Source organism: Paenibacillus sp. HJGM_3 (assembly GCF_045062745.1).
Classification (GTDB): Bacteria; Bacillota; Bacilli; order Paenibacillales; family NBRC-103111; genus Paenibacillus_AA.
In genome coordinates this window covers 206,510-231,350 of record NZ_JBJGED010000001.1, presented here as the reverse complement: position 1 = coordinate 231,350, position 24,841 = coordinate 206,510, and the positions used below count along the sequence as shown (strand labels likewise).

Annotated in this window: 23 protein-coding genes; 19 read left to right on the top strand and 4 right to left on the bottom strand. The window is 51.2% G+C overall.

The features are described from left to right. The first annotated feature begins 60 nt into the window (after positions 1 to 60). The 14 genes from ACI5FR_RS01000 (at position 61) to ACI5FR_RS00935 (ending at position 14,685) form a co-directional block, all read left to right on the top strand. On the top strand, positions 61 to 1,038 hold the full coding sequence (locus ACI5FR_RS01000) for an ABC transporter substrate-binding protein (protein ID WP_405449099.1): 978 nt from the start codon (positions 61 to 63) through the stop codon (positions 1,036 to 1,038). Further along, entirely contained in the window at positions 1,028 to 2,044 is a 1,017-nt protein-coding gene (locus ACI5FR_RS00995) for a FecCD family ABC transporter permease (RefSeq protein WP_405449097.1), read from the top strand. Before ACI5FR_RS01000 ends, ACI5FR_RS00995 begins: the two co-directional genes overlap by 11 nt. Next, positions 2,041 to 2,823: an ABC transporter ATP-binding protein gene (locus ACI5FR_RS00990; protein ID WP_405449095.1), complete on the top strand. Its 783-nt coding sequence runs from the start codon at positions 2,041 to 2,043 to the stop codon at positions 2,821 to 2,823. The genes ACI5FR_RS00995 and ACI5FR_RS00990 overlap by 4 nt, the downstream gene beginning before the upstream one ends. Positions 2,824 to 2,910: 87 nt before the next feature. After that, positions 2,911 to 3,786 carry a sensor histidine kinase gene (locus ACI5FR_RS00985; protein WP_405449093.1) on the top strand — a complete coding sequence of 292 codons (876 nt, stop codon included), beginning with the start codon at positions 2,911 to 2,913 and terminating at the stop codon, positions 3,784 to 3,786. A 22-nt stretch (positions 3,787 to 3,808) separates the two neighbouring features. Continuing rightward, positions 3,809 to 4,423 (top strand): response regulator, encoded by a 615-nt coding sequence (locus ACI5FR_RS00980; protein WP_405449791.1) that lies wholly within the window; start codon positions 3,809 to 3,811, stop codon positions 4,421 to 4,423. 57 nt (positions 4,424 to 4,480) lie between these two features. Next, on the top strand, positions 4,481 to 5,065 hold the full coding sequence (locus tag ACI5FR_RS00975) for an SCO family protein (RefSeq protein ID WP_405449090.1): 585 nt from the start codon (positions 4,481 to 4,483) through the stop codon (positions 5,063 to 5,065). 389 nt (positions 5,066 to 5,454) lie between these two features. Next, complete coding sequence (locus ACI5FR_RS00970; RefSeq protein ID WP_405449087.1) at positions 5,455 to 5,793, top strand: ArsR/SmtB family transcription factor; 339 nt, start codon at positions 5,455 to 5,457, stop codon at positions 5,791 to 5,793. A gap of 12 nt (positions 5,794 to 5,805) precedes the next feature. After that, positions 5,806 to 6,306 (top strand): SRPBCC family protein, encoded by a 501-nt coding sequence (locus ACI5FR_RS00965; RefSeq protein ID WP_405449085.1) that lies wholly within the window; start codon positions 5,806 to 5,808, stop codon positions 6,304 to 6,306. A gap of 141 nt (positions 6,307 to 6,447) precedes the next feature. Beyond that, a complete protein-coding gene (locus ACI5FR_RS00960; RefSeq protein ID WP_405449083.1) occupies positions 6,448 to 7,026 on the top strand; it encodes a dihydrofolate reductase family protein in 579 nt (192 codons plus the stop codon). A gap of 39 nt (positions 7,027 to 7,065) precedes the next feature. Next, complete coding sequence (locus ACI5FR_RS00955) at positions 7,066 to 7,974, top strand: alpha/beta fold hydrolase (RefSeq protein ID WP_405449080.1); 909 nt, start codon at positions 7,066 to 7,068, stop codon at positions 7,972 to 7,974. A 273-nt stretch (positions 7,975 to 8,247) separates the two neighbouring features. Further along, a complete protein-coding gene (locus ACI5FR_RS00950; protein WP_405449077.1) occupies positions 8,248 to 10,908 on the top strand; it encodes a family 78 glycoside hydrolase catalytic domain in 2,661 nt (886 codons plus the stop codon). 77 nt (positions 10,909 to 10,985) lie between these two features. Then, entirely contained in the window at positions 10,986 to 13,190 is a 2,205-nt protein-coding gene (locus tag ACI5FR_RS00945) for a glycosyl hydrolase family 95 catalytic domain-containing protein (RefSeq protein ID WP_405449074.1), read from the top strand. Positions 13,191 to 13,387: 197 nt separating this feature from the next. Then, positions 13,388 to 13,741: a VOC family protein gene (locus tag ACI5FR_RS00940; RefSeq protein ID WP_405449071.1), complete on the top strand. Its 354-nt coding sequence runs from the start codon at positions 13,388 to 13,390 to the stop codon at positions 13,739 to 13,741. Positions 13,742 to 13,803: 62 nt separating this feature from the next. Then, entirely contained in the window at positions 13,804 to 14,685 is an 882-nt protein-coding gene (locus tag ACI5FR_RS00935; protein WP_405449070.1) for a phosphotransferase family protein, read from the top strand. Between the two features lie 283 nt (positions 14,686 to 14,968). On the opposite strand, the gene ACI5FR_RS00930 is transcribed toward ACI5FR_RS00935, so the two are convergent. Both ACI5FR_RS00930 and ACI5FR_RS00925 read right to left on the bottom strand, forming a co-directional pair. Next, positions 14,969 to 15,553, bottom strand: coding sequence for a TetR/AcrR family transcriptional regulator (locus tag ACI5FR_RS00930; protein ID WP_405449067.1), 585 nt, complete (start codon positions 15,551 to 15,553; stop codon positions 14,969 to 14,971). Then, positions 15,528 to 16,313: an alpha/beta fold hydrolase gene (locus tag ACI5FR_RS00925; protein WP_405449064.1), complete on the bottom strand. Its 786-nt coding sequence runs from the start codon at positions 16,311 to 16,313 to the stop codon at positions 15,528 to 15,530. The genes ACI5FR_RS00930 and ACI5FR_RS00925 overlap by 26 nt, the downstream gene beginning before the upstream one ends. 556 nt (positions 16,314 to 16,869) lie before the next feature. Here ACI5FR_RS00925 and ACI5FR_RS00920 point away from each other — a divergent pair. Both ACI5FR_RS00920 and ACI5FR_RS00910 read left to right on the top strand, forming a co-directional pair. Then, positions 16,870 to 17,598 (top strand): suppressor of fused domain protein, encoded by a 729-nt coding sequence (locus ACI5FR_RS00920; RefSeq protein WP_405449062.1) that lies wholly within the window; start codon positions 16,870 to 16,872, stop codon positions 17,596 to 17,598. A gap of 455 nt (positions 17,599 to 18,053) precedes the next feature. Then, entirely contained in the window at positions 18,054 to 18,797 is a 744-nt protein-coding gene (locus ACI5FR_RS00910) for a polysaccharide deacetylase family protein (RefSeq protein ID WP_405449059.1), read from the top strand. A 122-nt stretch (positions 18,798 to 18,919) separates the two neighbouring features. On the opposite strand, the gene ACI5FR_RS00905 is transcribed toward ACI5FR_RS00910, so the two are convergent. Next, the gene (locus ACI5FR_RS00905) at positions 18,920 to 21,409 is read right to left on the bottom strand and encodes a PQQ-binding-like beta-propeller repeat protein (RefSeq protein ID WP_405449056.1); all 2,490 of its coding nucleotides are present in this window, start codon (positions 21,407 to 21,409) and stop codon (positions 18,920 to 18,922) included. 302 nt (positions 21,410 to 21,711) lie between these two features. Here ACI5FR_RS00905 and ACI5FR_RS00900 point away from each other — a divergent pair, with 302 nt between their 5' ends. From ACI5FR_RS00900 to ACI5FR_RS00890, 3 genes are all read left to right on the top strand, one after another. Continuing rightward, positions 21,712 to 22,455 (top strand): RNA polymerase sigma factor, encoded by a 744-nt coding sequence (locus tag ACI5FR_RS00900; protein WP_405449053.1) that lies wholly within the window; start codon positions 21,712 to 21,714, stop codon positions 22,453 to 22,455. A 23-nt stretch (positions 22,456 to 22,478) separates the two neighbouring features. Further along, complete coding sequence (locus ACI5FR_RS00895) at positions 22,479 to 23,468, top strand: hypothetical protein (protein ID WP_405449051.1); 990 nt, start codon at positions 22,479 to 22,481, stop codon at positions 23,466 to 23,468. Between the two features lie 232 nt (positions 23,469 to 23,700). Beyond that, entirely contained in the window at positions 23,701 to 24,243 is a 543-nt protein-coding gene (locus ACI5FR_RS00890) for a DoxX family membrane protein (protein ID WP_405449049.1), read from the top strand. Between the two features lie 60 nt (positions 24,244 to 24,303). Here ACI5FR_RS00890 and ACI5FR_RS00885 read toward each other — a convergent pair whose 3' ends face one another. Beyond that, a complete protein-coding gene (locus tag ACI5FR_RS00885) occupies positions 24,304 to 24,750 on the bottom strand; it encodes an 8-oxo-dGTP diphosphatase (RefSeq protein WP_405449789.1) in 447 nt (148 codons plus the stop codon). Between the last annotated feature and the right edge of the window lie 91 nt (positions 24,751 to 24,841).

The window sequence follows — 24,841 nt, the reverse complement described above, 5'->3', positions numbered from 1 at the left end:
TTAGAGTTCAACGTGCGATTCTATTCTATCAAAACGAAGCGAGAAAGAAGGAACAGAACATTGAACCGTAAAATCTCTATCACGCTGATGAGCCTCATCTTCATACTGATGCTGCTAGGCTGCAACTCCACCTCCAATACGGATGATATCCATAACCACGATAGTGCCGCGAGTACGGGCGATGCGGGCGAGCCGTACTTGACCTTTACCGATGATAGGGGCAAGGAAGTCGTCCTGCAGTCGAAGCCTGAACGCATAGTCATTCTGAATGAGGCGCTGGAATTGTTCTACCAGCTTGGGGGCCATGTGGTCGGGAGAGCGAGCGCACCTGCCGTTACGGTCCCGGAGGGGGCCGAGACTGCCGTTGACGTCGGGCTGATCAACCAGGTTAGTCTGGAAAAAATCACAAGCCTGGAACCGGACCTTGTGATCGGACATCCCTTCTTTCATACTCCATTGATTGACGCACTTGCAGTCGCGGATATTCCATTCGCCTTTCTTAAAATCGAAAGCTACGACGATTTCCAAAGCAAGGGGAGGCTGCTCGGGAGCATTATAGGAAACATGCCGGAGACCGAAAAAGCGCTGAAAGAGACCGACGAGCGAATCCGGAATATAGTACAAAAAGTGCCTGACCGTTCGCCGACGTTCGCTATTCTTACGATTATGCCCATGGGGATATCGATTGCAGTCCATGACAGCCTCGCACTCGACATCGCCGAACGACTGAAAATGAAGAATGTGGCAATCGCTACGCCGTCCGGGCACATTCCTGGCTCCGTTCCTTACAGCATCGAAAAGTTAATAGAAGCGGATCCGGATTATTTGTTCATCAGCGTGCACGGTACGGAGCAATTCGGCCAGAAGAAGCTGAAAAGCGACCTGGAGAGCAACCCGGCATGGGCTTCACTTCGGGCGGTCAAGGAAGGCAGGATGGCGTTTCTAACTTCGGATTTCGTAAATCCGGCTGGGTTGAATGTCGATCGGACATTCCAGTATATGGCCAAGCTGGTGTACCCAGAGATCTATGGAAGCTAGAACGGCATCGAATGTACGAGGCTCCTTGCCATGGCGGATGGCTGTCTTCGCTACACTCGCGCTGTTGGCTACAGCGGGTATCGTATTCAGCATCGTCAGCGGTGCGGTCCAAGTCGGCTTAACGGATATTTACCGCGTACTTACGGGCGAGGTGCAGGGATCCGTCCAGGCGATCATATGGAATGTCCGACTGCCCAGAACGCTAATCGCCGCTCTCGTAGGCATCAACCTATCGCTTGCAGGTACTTTGTTGCAGGGCGTCATGCGGAATTCGATGGCGGATCCGCACATTATTGGTGTTTCTTCAGGCGCGGGATTGTTCGGTATCGCGACGCTGGTCATGTTCCCTGCCTATTCCTACTTGATGACGCCAATAGCGTTTGTTGGGGCGATCGTCGCCTGCATGATTATTTATGCGCTCGCTTGGCAAAACGGCGTCAGTCCAGGCCGCCTCATTCTGGCCGGGGTAGCCGTCTCCGCGTTTTTCAGTTCGGGCATCTCGGGGTTGCTCGTATTTTACAGCGATCGAGTGGACGGAGCCTTGCTCTTTATGGTCGGCGGGCTTTCGGCAAAAAGCTGGCCTCATCTGCAGTTGCTGCTGCCGTACACCATCGTCGGCGTCTTGTTCGCGCTGATGGCTGCACAGCGTATAAACATCTTGATGCTCGGCGATTCGGATGCAAAAGGAATAGGCTTAAACGTTGAGAGAATGAGAGTTGGAGTGACAGCTGCAGCAGCGCTTCTATCCGCAAGCGCCGTCAGCGTCGTGGGTCTGCTCGCGTTTGTAGGCCTTGTCGTCCCCCATGCCGCAAGGCTGCTCGTCGGCAACGATTACCGGCTGCTGCTCCCGGCTGCCATGCTGCTTGGCGTCGCCGTGCTTACCATTTTCGACACGGTCTCCCGAATCGTATTCGCACCGGTCGAGCTGCCCGTCGGGATTATCATGGGAGCGGTCGGCGCTCCGTTATTTCTGTATTTGCTGAGAAAGCGAGGAAACAGGGAATGATTCACGCAGAGCGCCTCGTTGTCCGGTATTACGGAAATAAAGTGATGGACGATGTGAGCATCGGGTTCGAACCGGGACTCGTACACAGCATTCTCGGTCCGAACGGCTGTGGGAAAAGCACGTTGTTGAAGGTACTCTCCCGTCAGCTGCAAGGGGAGCATGGAGTTGTTTACGTGGACGGGAAAGATGTCAGGGCATGGGGGACGAAGCCGTTCGCGCGGCAGATGGCCATGCTTGCGCAGTCCCAGGAACGGTTGACGGATATTAGCGTTTATGATCTTGTTTCATACGGACGTTTTCCGCACAAAGGTTTCATGCAGAGGCTGGACGGAGGCGATCGCCAAGTAGTCGATTGGGCGCTTCAGTTAACTGGGATGAGCGCCTTCTCGACCAGAAGCGTGCAGGAATTGTCGGGCGGGGAGCGCCAACGGGCCCGCATCGCCATGGCGGTCGCCCAGCAACCCAAGGTGCTGCTGTTGGACGAGCCGACAACCTATTTGGATATTTGTCATCAACTCGAAATTATGGAACTAGTCGTCCATTTGAATCGTGTCGAGCAAATGACGGTCATTATGGTGCTGCACGAATTGAATCATGCCGCGGCATTTTCCGATCGCATTACAGTTATGAGACGAGGCGCCATATACGCCCAGGGAAAGCCTATCGACGTGATTTGCCCGAAGATGCTGCGGGACGTATTTCAGGTGGACGCCTTCGTAGAACAGGAAGTAGAAAGTGGTTGTCCCGTGATTAAAAGGATGAAACTATTGCGGAATTAGGAGAATGCGCTCGATGTTGAAATTGTTCGAGTACAACTGGCAAGTGCGCAATGATGACAGTGGATGAATTGTTAGAGAAAGGAGGGGGTGGGCTTGTCTTATCGTCAAATCAAGTGGCTCATCCTTGTAATCCCCACCATCACAATCGGCTTGTGGGAATATGTCCGGCATGAGTTCCTCTTGCCGTATATCTCCATGGAATTAGGCAATTGGCTCGCTCCGGTAATCGTATTCGCCGTGACTGTAACGTTTCTGGTGAAATTGTTTTCCATCATGGAAGCCGTGCAGGAAGAATTGAACCGCGAAAGAGCGCATAAAGCCGCTTTGGAAGAGCGGGAGCGCATCGCCCAAGAGCTGCACGACGGAATTGCTCAATCGCTCTTCCTACTGTCCGTCAAGGTGGACCAAATGAAGCTGGCAGGTGAAGCTCAAGACAATCTAGGCCTATTGGGCCTCCAAAAGACCGTGCACCAAGTCAATCAATATGTTCGTCAGGCGATTGCCAACTTGCGATTTCCGTCCAAACTCCCATCGCTACCTTGGTTCGAAACCATTCAAAATATGCTGCATGATTTTAAGGCAGAAACCGGACTGACCGTCGAGATGGATTGGACGTTAGGGGAAGACAAGCTGACCTCGAAGGAAAAAGTGGAACTCTCCGCCTTTGTGCGCGAAGCGCTGCTCAATGTAAGAAAGCACGCTGCGGCTTCACGAGTTCAGGTCAAGTGCAAAGCGGAGGGCGAAGGCTGGTTTTGCAGGATCCAAGACGACGGCATCGGATTCGATGGAGATCCGTTTCGCCACAAGGACCGGTTTGGTTTAAGGATCGTGAAAGAACGTTCTGAAGAAATGAATTGGCAACTGCACCTTGGTCGACAAGACAAATATACGGTAATCATGCTTCGCAAAGAAGGGAAGGTGAAGCCTCGTGAACCGGCCGTTTCGGATATTGATCGTGGATGATCATGAGCATGCGCGGGAAGGCATGAAAACCATCCTTAATATGGATGCGGGATTCGAGATCGTGGGCGAGGGGCGGAACGGGGCGGAAGCCGTCGAACTGATGGATCAGCTAATGCCGGGTCTTGTTCTAATGGATATTAACATGCCGGAGATGGACGGGCTTGAAGCGACCAAACAGATCAAGGAACGTTACCCGTATGCCAAAATTATCATCGTCACCGTATCAGACGAGATCACGTACTTATTCGAGGCGTTGAAAAGAGGTGCCCAGGGCTACTTGTTGAAAAACCTCACCCCGTCTTCGTGGCTTCAGTATTTGCGGGCGGTTGCGGTCGATGAGGTCCCCATGTCAAGAGAGTTCGCGCTGCGGCTGCTGCAGGAGTTCTCGCGCAAAAAGTTGGCTAGACGAGATACACAGCTTACAGGAAGGGAAAAAGACATTCTGGAATGCGTCGCCAGCGGAAGGAGCAATCGGGACATATCGCTGAAGCTCGCCATATCGGAACATACCGTGAAAAATCACTTGAAAAACATTATGCAGAAGCTTCATATGGAGAATCGCGTGCAATTGGCGAGGTTTGCTTATGAACAAGGATGGGTTTCGCAGTCTTTTTCAGACGACGGCGCACAAAAATGAAATCCTCCCTCTACAGGTACTCTCGGAATCAAAAAAATGTGAAAGGAGAGAAAACATTTGGTTAGAAGAAGCAGATATTTGCCTGCCCTGTCGTTACTGTTTGCATTCTTGTTCCTACTTGCCGCCTGCACCGAAGGCCAGTCGAGTAAAATGAACTCCAAACTGGAATCGTTCCGGTATACGAATCAGTCCGGAAACCCAATCGCGCTAGAGGATTTGAGCGATACGGTTTGGGTGGCGAACTTTATTTTTACGACTTGCACGACTGTGTGCCCCGGTCTCACCGCCAATATGGCACAATTGCAAAAGGAATTGAAATCCGCCGGCATTGAGGCTGAACTCGTAACGTTCTCTGTCGATCCCGAAAAAGATCGCCCCGATGTGCTGAAAACGTATCTCGGCAAGTTTGACGCGGACTTCGCAAACTGGCACGCATTGACGGGATATTCCTTTGAGGATATGCGACGCTACGCCAAAGATAATTTCAAAATGGCGATCGTGCGGGACACACGCTCAGATCAGGTCATTCACGGAACCTCGTTCTATCTGGTTGACAAGACTGGAACGGTTGTTTCCTACTATGACGGCAAAATGCCGCCTTATGATCAGATTAAAAAAGACATCAAAGCGTTATCCAAGTAATGTCCATAAAGAGGAGAGAAAGTGCATGGGAACAAGTAATTGTCTTTGCTTTTGACAAGAACTTATTCACATTGCCGATTGTGACTAGATTGCGAGGGCCAACAAGGCTGCCGGCTTGAGTCGGTAGCCTCTTTTCACCAAATCTTTTCACCAAACACCAAAGCTTCCATTTCCGTGCCGTTCGCGCTCTGTCTTCTGCTCAAAACTATCGTTTTCGGCGCGGCTGCCGCTGCCTTGTATGCCGGGTTTTCGCATTATCAATTTATTCCTTAATTAAGGCTTTACTTTATAAAACAAATGATGTATTATAAAACTACAGACATACGAAGACATCAATGGACCGTGCTACAGAACGAACAACGGAAAGGAAAGGAGGAGAACAACGATATATGCCTGTAGATATATTTTCAGCTTTGGCAGATCCGACTAGACGAAAAATATTGGAGATGCTGGCGGACCATGACGGATACCCCGCATCGGAAATTCACAGTCAATTCCAGATCAGCGCCCAGGCGGTTTCCCAGCATCTGAAGATCCTTCGGGAAGCGAACCTGGTGTACGTGGAGAAGAGAGCGCAGCAGCGCATATATCGGATTGACACCGAAGCCTTGGGCGAGCTGGAAGACTGGCTGCATAACATGAAACGGCGCTGGAGCAGCCGGCTGAATGCGCTGGACGCCGTCCTGAAAGCCGAGATGGAAAAGCTGAAAAAAAATCAGAAGGAATAGGAGCGATATCCGATGAATGCAAGTTCCAACAAGCAAGACATCGTCATTACGCGCGAGTACGATTATCCGGTGAACCTCGTGTGGAAGGCGTGGACCGACCCGAAGCTGGTTATGAAATGGTGGGGTCCCACGTACTATACGTCGCCCCGATGTGAAATCGATTTTCGTGAAGGCGGGAAATATGTGTTCTGCATGCGCGCACCGGACTCGCACGGCGGCTTGGAGTCGTACTCGGCGGGCATTTATAAGAAAATAGTGCCGATGGAGCGGCTTGAATTCAATCAATATTTGTCCGACCGTGAAGGAAACGCCATCGACCCGGTTCAGGCGGGTGTCCCGGCGGATTTCCCGGCGAATGTCGAGTTTGTGATCGAGTTCATCGCCAACGGAGCTAAGACGGAGCTCAAGATTACGGAGTACGGTTGGACGGTTGGAGAGATGATGAAATATGCCATCATGGGAATGGAGCAGTCGCTGGATAAGCTGGCGGCAAGTCTGGCTGATTTCAAGTAAAAAAAACCTCCGTAGCCTCCCGCCGCCTGTCATTGGGGAATGTCTCGCGGCCGGAAGCTCCATGAGGTTCGTAACTGTAAAGCAAATATATCATATGACAAATAAAAGTCAATCCAACCAATAAGAAACGAGGAGATATAGATGGGAAACCTTATTGCTTCGGTAAGCTGCACGCTGGATGGTGTTTTTACAGGTCCGCAAGGTGATGAAAATAACATGGTAAGCTGGGCGATGCCCGGAATTATGGACTCCGTCGGCGACAATCTGGTTATGTTCCAGAAAGCCGGCGCGATCTTGATGGGGCGGGTTACGTACGAAGGCTTTGCGGGCTTTTGGCCGTTCCAGGAGGGGGACTTTGCCGATGCCATGAACAAAACTCCCAAGTATGTGGCCACGCGCAATCCGGAGTTTACGGAAGTGCACTGGGGCGACTACGGCGACAAGATCTCGCTGCTTGCCGGAGATTTGAGCCGGAGCGCAGCCGAGCTTAAGAGCCATATCGAAGGTGATATCATCGTGCCGGCAAGCGCCGGTCTTGTACAGAGTTTACTGAATGCCGGGTTACTGGACGAAATCAATATGATCATCCACCCTGTCGTACTCGGGAGCGGCAAAAAATACTTGGATAGCATTGCCGCAAGAAACGACCTGAAGCTTATCCGTACCCAACATTATGAAACTAGCGGTTCCATAAGGCTGCGTTACGAGGTAGTCAAATAAGATTGGCATACAACCATATGAATGCGAAGGAGACCTTCCATGAACCATGTTAACCATCATAAACCGCAGGCGCGTTTAACCAAAAAATTCATGCTAGCCCTGCTCGTCGCTGTCGCGATTATCGCACTCCAATTCAGGCTTCCAACCCAGATCGGCGCGGAGCCGGCGAATCATCCATCCAACAAAACGGTAATGAAACATAGCGGTTATGCGGATGTAAACGGTCTGCACATGTATTACGAAGTATATGGTAAAAGAAATAAAGGAACGCCCCTTGTACTCCTCCACGGTGCATTTATGAACTTGGACAGTTCGTTCGGTCAGTTGATCCCGGAGCTTGCCAAAACTCGCACTATCATCGCTATTGAGCAACAAGGTCACGGCCGAACGGCGGATATTGACCGTCCGCTGAGCTATCAGCAGATGGCAGACGATACGGCGGCACTGCTTGAACAGATAGGTGTCGAAAAAGCGGATTTCTTCGGCTGGAGCATGGGCGGCAATATCGCAAGCCAGATTGCGGTCCGTCACCCTGAAATCGTGGACAAGGTTGCCGTTACCGGCGCGAATTTCGGACCGATCATAACCGCCTTTACCCCTGAGGGCTACAATGGCTTCGTGAGCATTCCGGACGATTTCGCGCCCCCCGCACTCAAGGAGCCTTACGATAAACTGGCGCCGAAGCCCGAGCAGTGGTCCGAAGTTGTCGTCAAGGTTCGCGAAATGGGAATAGCCTACCAAGGAATTTCAGCCGACCGGCTTCGCGATATCCAAGTTCCGTTCATGGTCATGGCCGGCGATCACGATACTGTCGATTTGAACCATCTCCTCGATACATATCGGCTGCTCCCAAAAGGGTCATTGGCGGTTGTCCCGAATAGCGACCACTTCCTGCCTGTGATGCGGTATCAAGATGTGCTAATGCTGCTGGAGGATTTTCTGAAATAATAACAATCGTAAAATGATAATTTTAAACCGGCTCGCCGCATTCGAAAAACCCTCCCAATCGGAGGGTTTTTCCTGCTGCTGGAGCGCACGAGCGCTCCGGTCAAGGTACGACTGTCACGTTTAGAGTGCATAAGCGGTAAGCCAAGATCAAAAAAACGAACATAATGTAAAAATCACGCGATATGATACCGAATGGCAAGCAACTATAATATTTTTTATAGGGCCTATATTTACATCTCTATCGAAACGGAACGTTCAGGAGGGATCACTGCCTTGTCGTTAAATACGGAAAATGCGGGCTTCGGTGGATGGAAGGCGCAGTGGATCACGAAGCCGACCACGCATCACAAAAGCTGGAGTCGGTACAGTGTCGAAGTTAAGATCACCGTGGAAACCCGCGGCGCAAACGTCCTCTTCGGCGTCCGGGATGAGAGCGATTACATCGGCTGTGCGCTGGATGCGGAAGAGCGTACGGTTTCGCTTTATGCGGTCGAAGGCGGCGTCCGCCGGGAATGGGGGAAGGCGCCGGCGCCGGAGCTCGAAGGGCAGCCCGCGAATGTCGCCGTGGCGATCGTGCAGAGCGCCGATACGGTGCGCGTTTACCTGAACGGGCGGCAAGCGTTGACGGCCAGCGACATCGAGCTCCGGCCCGGAACGGTAGGCTTCAAGACCGATGCGGGACAAACCGCCGTATATCAAGAGTTGCGTGTATATGCCGAAGACGGCCGCTCCTTATATGTGAATCGGTTCTATGAACCGACCGCCATTCAGTTCACCGCAAGCAGCGCCAATTCGCCCGGCATCGGCCTTCGGCTCGACGAGAACACCGTATCCGTATGCGAGTCGCCGGTATCCGTGGACAGCCCCTTGTTTCGCCGCACGTTTACGATACCTGCCGGCGTCGTCAAGGCGGTCGCACACGTCTATGCCGCCGGCTGGTACGAGCTGCGCATCAACGGCCGCAAAGTCGACAACCGCGTGCTCGCTCCGGCCAACACGCCGTACGACCGCATAATGCTATACGATACGTACGACGTGACGAGCGCACTGGTGCTCGGGGGCAACGCCATCGGGCTGTGGCTAGGGAACGGCTATAATCTTAATTACTCCCGGTGGGGCTGGAAATGGAAGCGGGATAAAGCGGCGATCCTCCAGCTTGACATCGAGTTGGCCGACGGCACCTCGCAGCAAATCATAACGGACGAATCGTGGCTGACAACCGATAGCCCGATTATGACGAACGACATCTACGATGGGGAGACGTTCGATGGCCGGAGGGAGCAGCTTGGCTGGGATACCTACGATTTCCAAGGCGAAGGCTGGTTGCCTGCGATTGCCGCCGTTCCTCCGGAAGGAGAGCTGCAGCCGAATGCGCAACCTCCCGTGAGGAAGTTCGATCCGCTTGAGCCGGTACGCATCCTTCGCCCGCGCGACGGCGTCCTCGTGTACGACTTCGGCCAGAACATCGCCGGCTGGGTAGATGTGCGGGTCGAGGGGGCGGCGGGCAGTAAGCTAACGCTAAAGTACAGCGAGTTGATCGATGCGACGGGAAACATCGATCCGTGGACGAATCGGCGTGCAAACGCAACGGATGTCTATATTCTGACCGGCCGCGGGGTCGAGAATTACGAGCCGCGCTTCACGTACCACGGCTTCCAGTACGTGGAGGTGAGTGGCGGACTCGAGCCAATCGAGATGTGGGCGGTGCCGATTCACGCAGACGTACGGGAGATCGGCCGCTTCGCCAGCTCGGATGCGATGCTCAACCGCATTCAGCGCAACATCCGCTGGTCGCTCTTGAACAACCTAGTCAGCATCCCGACCGACTGCTGCCAGCGCGACGAGCGGACACCTTGCTTGATGGATTCGGCGACCGTCGAGGAAGCGGCCATCCACAACTTCGATATGCGCCTCTACTATCGGAAATGGCTGGGCGACATCGCGGACAGTCTGGGCAATCCGGACTGGAGCGGGGACAAGGTGACGCTCCCGTGGTATTTATATTGGTATTACGGGGACACGGAAGTGCTGCAAGACAACTACGAGTCGATGAAATCGTACATCGACCATTTGCTGGCCAAGTGGCCGGGCGGCATCGTGGAGGAAGGCTTCGGGGACTGGTGCGCGCCGAACGAGGACGGATGGGAAAATTATTTTCGCGAAGTCGCCATTGTGAATACAGCCTTGTATTACCGGCAAGCTGCGGTGGTCTCCGAGGCGGCCGGCGTCCTGGGACAGGCGGAGGACCGCCGACATTACGCGGCGCTGGCGGCGGCGATCAAACGCGCTTTCCACGCGCGCTTCCATCAAGGCGGAGGGGTGTATGGCAGCGGCTCGCAAACCGCGCAAGTGATGCCACTCGCTTTTGGCATCGTGCCCGAAGATAACGTGATGCAAGCCGTAAGCAGCTTGGTCGCCGCTATCACCGCCAAAGATAACCATCTGGACACGGGCATTTACGGTACTCGCTATTTACTGGACGTCCTGGCCGATCACGGGCATATCAACCTGGCCTATACTCTGCTGACCCGGGAAGATTATCCGAGCTTCGGCTGGCAAATCGGGCAAGGAGCGACAACCTTGTGGGAACAGTGGAGCTTCAAGGGCGGCATGCACTCCCACGACCACGCGATGTTCGGGGGTATTGGTACTTCCTTCTATACGCGGCTGGGCGGCATTCAACCGCTGGCCCCCGGCTATGCCAAGATCGGCATCCGGCCCTACGTGCCGAACGGGTTGGAGTGGGTGGAAGCCTGTGTCGATACGGCGAAAGGGCGGATCGTCTCCGCATGGCGAAAGGAAGGAGACCGTCTCCACTTCGACATCGAAATTCCGGCGAAAACGACGGCGGTCGTCGCGCTGCCTGACGGAACGGCATCGTTTGCCCGGGTGGAGCATATAGTGGGTCCCGGCCGCCATCAATTTACGGTGTAACTGACACGGATGGAAAGCGAAAAACCGCAGGCCGGAGGGGCTTGGGGTTTTATTGCAAAACGTGGGGAGGTCACATCATGTCAGCAAATGATACAATCCGCATTGTCCGGCAGCATAAGGGAATCTGGGAGTTGCCCCCGGCCATCAACGACACAAATCGTTTCTCGGATGCACCGCTGTTGGGCAATGGAGATGTGGGGATCATCGTCTTAGGGACCATCGACGCCTTTACTTTTGTGGCAGGCAAAAACGAGTTTATTTCATTGGAGGAAGGAAGACCGAAAGCGATGGCGGCCATTGAGCTGCGCATTCCCGGCATGGCTGGCGCATCGCATCATGTGGAGCAAGAGATAGCCGTAGGGAAGGTGAACGGCACGTTCACCTTGGACGGCAATACGATTAGGATGACGAGCTGGGTGCAGGCGACGGACAGTTCCCGGAACTTATGCATCGTTACGTTCACGTATACGGGACAGACGGCCCAGCAAGCGATGGTGCAGCTGAGGCCGGGGCTGCAAAACAACTACGGGGCGATACAAGCGTCGATCGGACACATCCTGTACCAGGACGTTCGAGCCGATCACGAAGATCTGTTCGAAGGAACTGAAACCTGTCGAGTTCGTATGGCTGCCCGTATCGTCGGAACGACTGGGACGGTTAGCGGCGGCACCCTGCAATGGACGATGCTGCCCGGAGGCGTCTATTCGCTAGTTACTTGCATCATGAGCCAGGCTGACGATCCGGCGTTCAAGGCGGTTGCGCTAGATCAGGTGAATGGCATCACGGAGCTGGATATCGAGGCCAAGCTGCGCTCGCACGAAGCTTGGTGGGAAAGCTTTTGGAGCCAATCATTTGTCGAAATCCCCAATAAAAGCATTGAAAAACAATACTACGGCTCGCTCTATTTGCTGGCAAGCTGTATGAGGGAAGGGGAGATGGCGCCCGGCTTGTACGGGAATTGGCTTATCAAGGACCCGGCATGGGGCGGCACCCCTCCGCTTAATTATAACTACCAGGCCCCTTATTTTTGCACGATTCCGACCAATCATATCGAACTGGCGGCAAATTATGAGAAGGTTATTATGGATTGGGTGCCGACAGCGGAAGCCAACGCAGCCAAAATTGGCCACGCCGGCGTTTATTATGAAGCGTATATCGGCTTGCTGCCCCGCGGCCCCTTTTTTAGCAGCTACAATTGGACGGGGCTCGATCATCTTGACCGCGACTGCTTCATGATGCAGAAATCGAATGCAGTGTTCGCGGCGATCCCCATGATTTTGCGTTACTATTACACGAGTGACTTGGACTATGCGAAGGATGTGTATGAGCCGTTTTTGAAAAAGGTGGCCGATTTCTGGATCAGCTACCTTCGATGGGATGGCAGACGTTATGTGATCGATGACGATTACGTGCACGAAGGACCGAATAAAATCGGGCCGCAAACGAATCCGTTAACGTCCTTAGGCTTCGTCAGGCTGCTCTTCCAAGCGTTGATCGAGATGAGCATTGAACTGGGGACAGATGAGGCGCAACGGGCGATTTGGCAGAACAGGCTGGATCATCTTAGCGACTATCCTACCTTTGTTCGCAATGGGCGGACCGTGTTCCGCAATCAAGAGTCGGGTACATCGGAGGAATGGACCCGGGAATATTTGCCGGATGAAGACTTCTCTGTCTGGAGCACTCCCTGCGCGATTCCGGAGATGGCATTGATGTACCCGGGCAGCCAAATCGGCTTGCTAAGCGATCCCGCATTGCTCGAGATAGCCCAAGAAACGGTGAAACAGCAAGCGAAATGGGAAGACGACAATATGATCTGCTTTTTCTATCCGTCTGCGGCAAGGGTGGGCCATGATCCGGCTGATATTTTGCAGCATTTGGAACAACTGATCGCCAAGTTCACGTATCCGAACATGGTTTACTCGCTGAATGGCGGCGGCATCGAAAATTTCAACGCTGTACCGGCCTTGCTGACGGAAATGTTCGTTCAATCCCATCAGCATAAGCTGCACGTTTTCCCGAATTGGTTAAGTGCTGCCGACGCGGCTTTTGGCGATCTTATGGCGTATGGCGGGTTCCTTGTCTCGAGCCGAATTGCCGGCGATGTTGTGCAGGAGGTGAAGGTGCTCAGCCGGAAGGGACGTTGTCTCACGCTGTTTAACCCATGGCCGAACGAATCGGTGCGGGTCTATCGCAACGGCGTCGAGAGCGAGGTGCTGTCAGGCGGCGAAATAACCGCGGCCACCTCGGAGGGAGAGGAGCTGCGTTTCGTTCCTATTTAGCCGGCGGTCTCTATGGCTACGCTTACGGGGGAACGATTGTTAAATAAGGAGCAGTATTGCCAGACATGACGGCAGCCGGAGCACGATCGGCTGCCGTTTTCCGTTGAAGTGAACAGGCAGGATACTTCCAATAACTGTAGAATACATTCGGTTAAGTCGAACACTAGATAAATCATGGGGAAAAGGTGGTACTTGTTTTGGAATGGAAAAAGGCGTCCCAATGCTTGATAGTATCTGATGTGGGTAAATCCCAAGAATATTACCGTGATCGGCTTGGCTTCAAAATGGAAGGTCAGTTTGTGGAACGAGATGGAGTAAGTTTCTTAATCAAACAAGCTGCGGATAAAGATTTGATTCGGCCCAACCATACTGTAAATGGGTATATGGAGACATACATCTGGGTTGACGATGTAGATTCCGTTTTTGGTGAATTAAAGACAAGAGGAGCAATCCTAGACGCCGAACCGACAAATCAATCTTACGGAATGAGAGAATTCCTGGTTTATGATCCTGATGGTTATCGTTTTTGTATTGGTGGACCATTGAGGTAGATTTGCAGTCAGAGGTTTTTAATCGGGATTATCGTTTGCAACCCAAAACGAGGAGATAGTTTATGAGTTCCATTCTAAACGTTATTGAAAAGTTAAAGCTGAACGTCTTGAATGTTGAAGATGTTCCAGAGTCATTTAGTTCTGATGTATACAAACTTACTCTTGCCAGTGGAGAAAACGTTTTTGCAAAAATTCCATTTAACAAGGATAAACTGTATCGTGAATTTCAGATGCTTGAAACATTAAAGGGTATAATACCTGTTCCTAAGGTATTGGACATTTGGTACGGGGATGAAAGTACGACTGGAGCATTGATTCTTTCAGCAATTCAAGGTATGCCGTGTACAGGAGACATTGATGAGAAACTAGCTTTTCAAATTGGCGTGTTTCATGCGATGCTTCATGAGGTTAAAACTCCAGGTTACGGTTACCATGTGACTGATGGATTTAAGATTGTTGACCAAAATAATTGGAGACTACATATCAAAGGTAATTTTGAAAAGTGGAAAGAGCCTTGCAAAGAGATTCTTGATTCAGAGCTGTATGAAAGATGTATCCTTCACTTCGATGGAGTTTTCTCTGCTTTACCGGATCCTGACGGACCATGCATTGTTCACATGGATTTTAGACCAGGTAATATATTGGTGAATGGTAACGAGGTTGCCGGCATTATTGATTTCGAGAGTGCCCGTGGCGGATCGTCGGAAATAGATTTTACAAAAGTCAATCGATATTTTTGGGAAGTGAATCCGAGAACAAAGCTACCGTTCATGGAAGGTTATCAATCGATTCGACCTATGTTGGCTCTGGAAAGAGTGCTGCCATTTTATGATATTTACGATGCTTTCAGCGCAATTGTTTGGTGTAAAAACAGAGGAATTGAAAAAAATCAAACGTTTCTTCAGGAAAATATTGTTACTTTAAGGAATTCGGTGAGTTATTGAGTATAGTTGTTTAGATTTGATAGGGCAGGCCATCCCGCAAAGGATGGCTTTTTACTAGCTGATTCCCTAAGAGTTAGTCAAAAGAGAAAGGAATAGGGGAGACCGGAGGATTGGAATGGAAGCAGTTCACACATAATGGTTGAACTAACGGAGAAGTTAGTTCAATAATCCAGCGGCAGTCTAGGACTTAATTTTCCAGTCCAAGGCTGCCCGCTAGTTTTATATTGGAGTCATATGTCTGTACATTTTGTCGACTGCGGAATGCCCGGGCCTAACATAACGATCAAGTACAAAATTGTTGGATGATCTGCTCTTTTATTTCGTCGACCGGGTAACCGTCAGGGTAAGTGGATATCATCAGCATGGCTCCATGAAGCGTTGAGGAGAAGTATAGCGACCTTAATTGCTCGTCTGCGGCCCCAAGTCCGGCGAACATCCCGCACTGCACTTCGAATTGCTTGGCCATCGCCTCGTTGAGCATTTGACTGTATTTGGACAGCACCTTGTCTTCTTCCGGCTGGGTTTGCAAATGCAGATAAAAACGATACACCTGAGGACGCTTCTTGACGTTATCGAGAGCGCCTTCGACAATATGTTTCAGTTGATCGGACGGCGTATCGAGTGCGGAAGCCGCCTCCATCACTCGGCTAATTTCGTCGATCCGGAATTGTACCATCTCCGCAAGAAGCTCTTCTTTTCCTTTGTAATAATTGTACATCAAGCCTTTGGAGACGCCGGCCTGTTTCGCTACATCGTCGATCGAAGCGTCGTGGTACCCTCGTTCGATAAAAATCTCCATCGCCGACGTGCGAATATTTTCCTTGGCGGCTTGACGAATTCGTTCATTTTCTTCCCGGGTTCGAGGCATAGTCGAGTTCTCCCTGAACAAATTTCCGGATATGTTCGGCGAGCTCTACCGCGTGGGTTAAAGTCAGCATGTGATCCGCCCCCTCGATTTCTATAAATCGGATCGAAGGGACCCGCTTGAATTGCTCGGCGATCTTAAATATATCCGGCCATTCGATTGTACCATGAACGAACAGCGTCTTCACGGCGATCTCCTCCAATCTTTCCATCGCCGGCGGTTCGGGCCAACGGAGTTCGAAGCTTCGCCATTCGGTAAACACTCGGGTCATATAGAGTTCAGCCATTTCACGCAGGAAATCCCGGTGCAGGCCAGCCATCGTGAGGCGATAATTCGGCCCGGACAAGGACAATTCCACCAGTTTCGCGATATCGGGAGCGGCCGCATTAACGGACGTCATCCAATCGGTAAATTCCTTGGAAAAGGGGAAGCCCGTTAACGAAGGCGCAATCAATACAAGCCGCTCAACCATCGAGGGATGCGATAGCGTAAAATCCGTCGCCGCCTGCCCGCCCATGGAATGGCCGACTAGTGTGGCTCGATCGATACCCACATGTTCGAGCAGCTTGCGCAAATCGTTCACAAGGCTGGTCGGTTCTTGCGGAGCAGGCGAGCGTCCGGTCCCCCGGCCGTCGAAGGTAATGACTTTGTTCGATAGTGCCAAAATCGGCGCGACATATTTCCACTCTCTCGAATCGACGCCGGGGCTGTGAATCATTACGATCGGCGAGCCATCTCCCTGAATTTCGTAAAAAAGATCCATGGAAATCTCCTCCTCCAAATGGCAAAATCATCGCTTTCATCCCCATTATATCAATAGACTGAACAGTCAGTCAATATAAAATCCATCTTGTTATATCCCGCATTTCAACTGACAATTACTATTACGATATGCTCTAAAAATGCCCAGATCTAAATAGCAAAGGAAGGACTTAGGTATGGAACCGGGGGCGGTTTGCTGTTAAGAGAAAATAAACCATCTTACTGAAAATTATCAAGACCTTGCTAGCTGTATATCCTCGGAATGGGAAAATATATTGCAACAATCAAGAGTTAATATGCCATGAACATGATTTGTTTTTCACCAAAGCAAATGATTGTCTTGAATTTTATAATGAAAAGTTGGCAAAATTATGTTTCATTAAAAAAACGAACTAAATGAGCTTGATGGAAGTTGAGAAATTTTAACCCCAATGACTTCTCGATAATGTCTCGGGATATCCATAAGCAACGGGCACGATACCGTGACAGATAAACTGTGATTTACGCGAGATCATATATGGGTTAAAATGGTAGTAAATAGTTGATAGGTGATCCGAATGAGTTCAGAGCTTTCAAAATCAGGGCAGCCGATTTATCGTCATGAGGAGAGAAAATCGGATTTTCAATTTGCTAGTGGAAACGAAGAGAACATTGAAAGAATCAGCAGCCATGTGGAGAAATACATTGGAAAAATTGATAGAGTCTTTCACGAAGTCGTGTCCGATCTGATCCATCTGGATGTTCTGGCCGTCCATCCATCGCCCACGCGGAATTATTACACGTTCATTACATGCGGCATGAGCGATCTGCCGATGACGGTGCCTCCTGGAGCAGAGAAACTCCGATTTGCAGAGCTCTTGTTATGTGTACCCAGTGACTGGATGATATCCGAACAAGCCTTCCAGCAGGAAGAGCATTATTGGCCCATCCATTGGTTGAAGAAATTAGCCAGATTACCCCATGAGTATAATTCGTGGTTGTACTATGCGCATACGATTCCTAATGGCGATCCTGCTCAGCCCTTTGCCTCCAACACGCGCTTTTCGGGCATGATGCTGGGTCTCCCCACAATAGCCAGCCATGCCAAGGAGTTCTTCACGTTAACGATGCCTGATGATAAAGAGGTTCATTTCTTTAGTCTGATTCCGCTGTATACCGAGGAAATGGAGTATAAATTGCAGCATGGAGCTGACTCCTTGTTTGACAAACTAGGGAAAGCTGGCGTAAACGAAATCGTAAATGTTAAGCGGAAAAATGTTTGCAAGAAGTCCTTTTGGCTGTTTTAATTTAACCATTATAGGTACCAGGTTGAACGCATCTTGATCTATCACCCGGCCCCTAAAGCGTACCGAGACAAAGAACAACTGTGTGATTTTTATTGGCATACAAACATCTGGAAAATCAACCTTCTATTTTGAGAAGTTCTTTAAGAGACATATGAGAATCAACCTTGATATGCTCAGGACAAGCAAGTATTAGGGTAGCTCGTTCTATGTTAGGCACGGGCTAAGAAGAGTGGTACTGCGAAGGAAAAGCCTGTCGCCTCTTTGTAGGAGATAGGCTTTTTTGATATTTAAGGAGAGAGGGACGGAGAACGATCGTTGAACAAATAATTGGAGCGAAATTAAACGTTAATATTTATCATAAATTGGATCGCTTAACGTGAGGGCGGTGAGCTTATCTCGATTTGGTATTTCGGTTATAGTGGAGGAAGGAATATTTCTAGATCGGAGGTACTGGAATGAATCAAAGTTACATTTTACATATAGAGGGAACTTCCGAAACGATGTCGGACGCAGCGAGGGAAAAGCTGATCGGTTGGCGCGAGAGGGCGGTCGAACTCGCGCGTCGGCATGAACGACTTGTATACTTAAACGGTCCGGATGAGCGGCGGGTCGCTTTGACTTTCGACGACGGTCCCGATGAGCGGATTACTCCGATGATCGCGGAAACGTTAAGCCGATACGGGGCCAAAGGCAACTTTTTCTTTGTCGGCAGCAAAATGGAGCAGTACCCAGAAGTGGTGAAGGCGGTAGATGAAGCCGGTCACCTGGTTTTTGGCCACAGTTATAATCACGATCGTCTGACTACGCTGGCCATGCCCGACCTCGAGCTTAATTTCCGGCAAACGCAAACGATCATTCGAAAGATTATCGGCAAAGAGCCGGCGATGTTCCGTCCTCCGTTCGGAGATGCCAACGAAAACGTCATCCGTACGGCGTATAAGGAGGGCCTGACCACCGTCTTGTGGTCACTTGATACACTCGACTGGTCGCAAAAGGAGGAAGAGCACATCCGCTGGAACGTTGCCACTTACGTCCGTAACGGGGAAATTATACTGATGCACTCTAGCCCCGGCTGTATCGAAACGGCGAATGCACTGCCGCGAATGATAGAGGATCTTCAGAGCAAACAAATACGCATCGTCGATCTGGCCGAGCTGCTGCAGCTTCCGGCATATACAACAGGTGAACGGCGATCGTGATTCATCTTACTATGTGTACGGAGGTTACCTAAGTGCCGACGTCTTCACATAGCAAAAAGACGCTGCGTCATCTTGTGAAGATGGCGGCAGCGTCTTTTGTTAAATCGGAAAATTGTTTTTTCTCAGAATGCGTATCGCAGCAATCGCGAATTGTTCGTAAAATACAGGTTGCCGAATTCATCCTTCGCCAAATACGACCCCGCATTTTCCAACAGGACGGTAACTTGGTGGGAGTCCTTATCGATCTTGAACAAACGGCCATGGATCGTGCCGTACATATGTCCGCCTTGTCCGATCATCATCTTCGCGTCGCGGTTAACGCCGGATTGCGCGACCGCTGGCGGATAGACCACATCCGGGAACGTGTGGTCGAACGTATCGAACGTGGACGTCTCTGTGTTATAGAGGAAGAAATAGCCTTCGGCGAAGCCCCAGATGTTGCCGTCCGGCCCTACTTGTAAATCCGTGATCGCTTTCAATCCGCTTACCGGAAGATCCACGAGCTCGGTTTGCCCCGTATCGGTATGGAATTTAAACATCTTCGGATCGGAAGTAACCGGGTCGATGCCGGCACCGCCCCATACGGTCGATCCGCCGTAGACGATCTTATCCTTGTAGGCAAGTGCAATGATACTTTGGTTCGGTACGATATTCTTGTAAACGGTTTTGCTTGCGGTAACTGGATCGTAGACGGTGAACGCACCCTCCAGTTTGCCATAGTCGGGTTGAGTGCCGACGAACAATTTGCCTTCTCCCGTAGCCATTCCGAATGGCCGGTCTTGCTGCGAGGATCCAAGCTCGAATACTTGCTGCGGCGGGTTGTTCGGACCAAGCGGTTGCGTCGTGTCGAACCTTGAGATGCGGGCCCCGGGATACACGCCGAAATAAATGTCTGTTCCAAGTTTGGTCATGTTCTCCGATTGTCCAACCCCGTTATATTCATACGACAGATCGCTGCGGAGAGGGGTGTACACACCGGCACCGCCAACGAGATAACCGGTCGTATAGATTTTGCCGTCCGGGCCGTCAAGCAGACTGCGGATGAGGTTCGGAACGCCACTTACAAGGATATCTTCATAGGAAGTTTTGCCGGTTTGGAAGTTATACTTGAACAATCTCGGCGACTTCGACGAGTTCAATGCTGCAACCAGCGTGTCACCCGGCCAGTTGACCTGGTCGGACAATTTGGCGATGCTCATTCTTTGCGGAGTAGCCGGAATATTGACGCCAATCTCTGCAGTAGTTTTGGCCGTTAGGTCATAGCTGTAAATTTTGTTGTTAGCCACATAGTAGATCTTGTTGTCGCGAACGGGGGTTATACCTATGGAATGAACCAGATCAATTACCGCTTCGGGTCCGGAAGCTCCCCGATCATTAAGATCATAGACAAGGGTCTTATAGGTTCTCAGCACACGGACGAACATTTTACTGCCGCGTATGTCGATGTTATAAGTGAACGACTCGCTCTTGTAAGCTTGCGGGAGCAGGTCCACTTTCTCACCGGTCGTTTCGTTGATGCGGATCAGCGCTGCATGGGAGCCGATCCCCGCATAAATATCCTTATGAACCGGATCATAACCGATGCTTCGAACGTAGGCTTCTTTTGGAACGACCGGATTGTCGCCGATCTTGCTAATCCCTTTGCCTGGTTCGTATTTGAAAACAGCCGCATTGTTCGAGGTGCCGCCATACACGGAACCGTTGTCGCCGGCAGCGAGGTCCCACACGTAGGCTTCTCCGGCAACCGCTTGACCTAGGTCGACAGCTGCGTCCGAACCCGGCTTGTACTGGTACAAATGACCGTTCGAATAGGAGCCTACGTAGACGGTCCCGTCAGAGGCTGTAGTTGCAGCCCATCCGCCGGATGCGCCAACCAACGCAGCTTGATGCATCGTCTTGCCGGTTGTCAAATCGACAGCCACGATCTTGGCAGGGATAGAAGCGTCGCCAACGACGCCGTCGACGACGACAAAGACGGATTCGTTGCCTTTCTCGTCTTTACCGAACGTCGCGGAATGGATTGTAGAATTCGTAATCTGCACTCCGAGATCGGTCAGCGTAGTGGTCAGCAGGAGGTCGTCGAAATAAACGGTACCTTTATTGGAATGTTCGCTGTATAGCATCGCCGTATAGGAAGCTGTATTCGCAGGGGCATCCGCTTTCACTTTCAGCGTCGTCCATTGATTATCCGGCGATTCTGAGGTAGTCGCCTCGGTATGGAGCAGCTCGCCTGCAGCATCATAGAATCGTAACTGCAGCTGGGCCTCACGACCTTCCATGTAAGCCCGTATGTAGGCGATCATCGTTTCGCCCTGTTGAATTGGCTTGGATGCGCTTTCAAGTCCGAGGTTATGACATTTCGGGCTGCCGGCTAGCTTGGCGCTATGCGTGCCCGTGTACGCCTGTTCGTTCGAAGCGGTGATCTGACCGGTACAGTCTTTCTCCAGCGCCTTTTGCTCGTGCTTCTCCTTGTCGACGTCAAAACGCGGAGTCCAACCCGTCAGATTGGATTCGAAGCTGTAATTGTCCGCCAAAATATCTGAGGCGTAAACGGGTATTGCGGCGAATACGAGAATCAGCATAAGCATAATTCCTACTGCTTTTTTACCCAATTCAATTCTCCTCCTTCGAATGGTGTGCTCCTTTTCTAGCTGAATTACACATGGGCGGGTCTTCCACATTATAAACGTAGATATTCCTGTAAAGGAGACAAATCCTGAATGACGAAAGCCAGATTTTAATGTCTCTGGGAAAATAAGTCTTAAGACGCAGCTTCCCTGGGACCTTCACCGTTTCCTCGATTTGATTCATGGGAAATCCATATCAAGAATAGTTAAAAATTTATTTAAATGATGATAGATTTAGCAGGATAGTGGCATCTGAAGAAAGCGCAAAGAGAGAGGTGTATAAGCAGGTGCGTCAGGATTTGTGGAAGGAAGAAGAGCCTGAGTTTTCTGTGGAGCTGGCTCCGGAGCACGAACTTGTGGAGCGTGCCCGCTCAGGAGATCAACAGGCGTTTGGCGAATTGGTACGCCGGCACCGCGCCAAAGCGCTTGGTTGGGCTTCTTCGATTGCGCAGGATGCCTATTTGGCGGAGGATATCGTACAGGATGCGCTCATCAGCGCTTTCCTGCATCTAGGGACATTGATGAGCACCAGCCGCTTCATGCCCTGGCTGAAGCAAATTGTGCGCAACCAGGCCCATATGCGCCTTAGACGCGGCAGAGGTCCGAACGGCAGAGAACAGACCTTTACCACGGTAGAGGAGAACTCTTCAGTCTCATGGGATCAGGTGGACATGCGGAACATTGACAGCATTTTGTTCCACTTGAGCAAATCTGTACTGGAGCGGGGGCGCGAGCAGGATCCGTCCGTAGTCGTCGTTCGCCGCGAAATGATCGAGAGCATACGTTCCTTGCTGCAATGCCTCAGCCAGAAGGAAAGAGCGGTATTTGAGGCGCATTTCTTCCGCCAGCTATCCATTCACGAAATCGCCGACCTGTTCCATACTTCATCTTCGAACATTTACAACTTCCTCTCACGTTCGCGCAAAAAAGTACAGAAGGAGCGGATTCGTATTTATTTTGTCGACTTTGCCAAACGAAGAGTGGAGCAGAAGCTCCCGACTAAAAAGATATTGGCCATCCCATTTGAGTAACTCGTGAAGGAGCGATCGACCAGATGTCAACCAAGGTTCTAGGACCCGCGCTGTTAACCTGGACGCAGGCGGCACAAACGGTCTACGGTATATTGCAGTACACAGATAAGAAGGGGATGTTCAGTATCGAGGATGTCATGGGGTTTTCCGGCCATGCGTTCCGCATTACGATTCACCGGGAGACGGTAAACCCGGCCGCTCCTACGGTTTATTCACCCTTTGACTTGATGGGAAGAACGTTTCAATTATTCGGCTTTCAAGTCGAGCAAATCGGCATCCCCACTCCTGCCTCTCCTGAAAAGCTGGAGGAGTTCATAACATTCGTGCAATCGAGCATCGACAAGGGAATGCCGGTAACCGGCTGGGACTTGTTTGTCCCGGAGTTTGGTATTATATACGGCTACGACCATGATAAACAGGTGTTATACGCGCGCGATGTGGAAAAAGACGGAACGATTGCTTATACCGAAATCAACAACCGGCGCTATCAGTTTCTCCATGCGATGGCGATATCGGACTCTCAGCCTGTAGAAATGATGTCTGTTTTGCGGGAGTCGTTAAAACGGACTATAGCGTTTAGCAAAGGAGAGTTCCAGAAGCCCGATCACGAACCTTACCGTAACGGACTCGCCGGCTTTGACGCATGGATTGAAGCGTTTACCAACAAAAAGATAGACGTCCTGGGCAACTCCTATAATTTGGCTATCATTGCGGATGCACGGGAGTTTGCCGTGAAGTTTCTTAGAGGTTTTAAACAAAAATGGATGGGAACAACGGAGCTTGAACAGCAACTGCTGAAGTTGGCGGATGAGGCCGCCGATTATTATCAACAAGTGGCAGACCCTCTTATTAAAATGCGCGCGATGTTTCCATTTCCGCAGAGCGGCGAACCGAACGACCCGATTCAGGCCATGCGAGCGATCGAGCTATTGAAGCTGGCAAAAGCTGCAGAAGAGAAGGGCATCGATGTGATGGAGAGGATATTGGATCTTCTCACCAAAGAAGTTGTGTAACGGTTGGGCGTGGATGATGGAACCCAACATGTTGGATAATGCGATGGAACCGATCCATCGCTTACATCATCTATGGCGGTTACGTATCGATGAAAACGCTCGTTTGGTTCGACCAATCCAAGGCACAGAATCTGTGATTATTATCACAGCTCATATACGGCCGGCATGGTACATTATGGGTGGAGATGATCGGTCTCCAATGTGAAATTAATCACAAGAGGAGTGTTGGAAAATGGTAAACTGGATGCGCACGAACAAATGGGCCGCCGCACTGCTGCTCGTCGTGAGACTGTATATCGGTTGGACATGGATGACCGCGGGTTGGCACAAATGGACGGGAGGCTTCAATGCCGAAGGTTTCCTGAAGGGGGCGATCGCGAAGCCGATCGTTGACAAAGCGACGAATGAGCTCGTCTACCCCACATTCACCGGCTTCCTGGAGCATTTCGCGCTGCCCCATGTGAATTGGATTAACTTCATGATCCCGCTAGGTGAATTCCTCGTCGGCCTTGGGTTACTTCTGGGGGCGCTGACTACGGCCGCTGCGTTCTTCGGTCTGCTCATGAACTTCATGTTCCTGTTCGCCGGAACCGTAAGCACGAATCCTTGGATGGTGCTGATCGGCGGGATCGTGTTCCTGGCAGGCGCCAATGCGGGCCGGTTCGGAGCCGACTACTACTTGCTGCCGCTGCTGCGCGACCTGACGATGAAGCTGACCCCGAAGCGTAAAGGCAAGGACACGCTTGGCGGCAAGCACCGTCCGATGCATGCGTAACCGTCCAGGCGAATAGAAGAAAGCCGGAGGCCCGGTGGGCTCCCGGCTTTGTGTCTTCCATTAAGCATAGCGCCGATCCGTCTTCTTGAGCTCGATCCGGTCGCGGGCATCCCATTCCACGCTGCGTTCGAACGTGCCGGGTGCGAAGAACAGAGGAAATCTCCGCTTGAACCAATCCTGCATCGGCAATTGCAGCGCTTCGTCCTTCTCCACCCACAGCAGCTCACCTTCGGGCGGAGACTCCAGCAGTTCTCCTTCGAACGATGTCGCCAAATAATTGAACACCATATACCGCAGCCCTGCTACCGGATCGCAAAACTCATCCAGCCCCTTATAAACGATGTCCTTCACAAGCAAGCCGGTCTCTTCACGGACCTCCCGGATGGCACCGTTCACGATACTCTCGGGGAAGTCCACCTTGCCGCCCGGAGCGATGTAGCCCGGAAACCCTTTGCGGTCCGGCCGGTTCACGAGCAGCACTTTGCTGCCGTCCTGCACCATGCACATCGTGTAGAGCTTATATGTAACTCCGGCTCCTACTCCTACTTCCACTGTCACTGCCCGGTCCCTCCTCCTGGATTATCCTCGATAGCTCTTA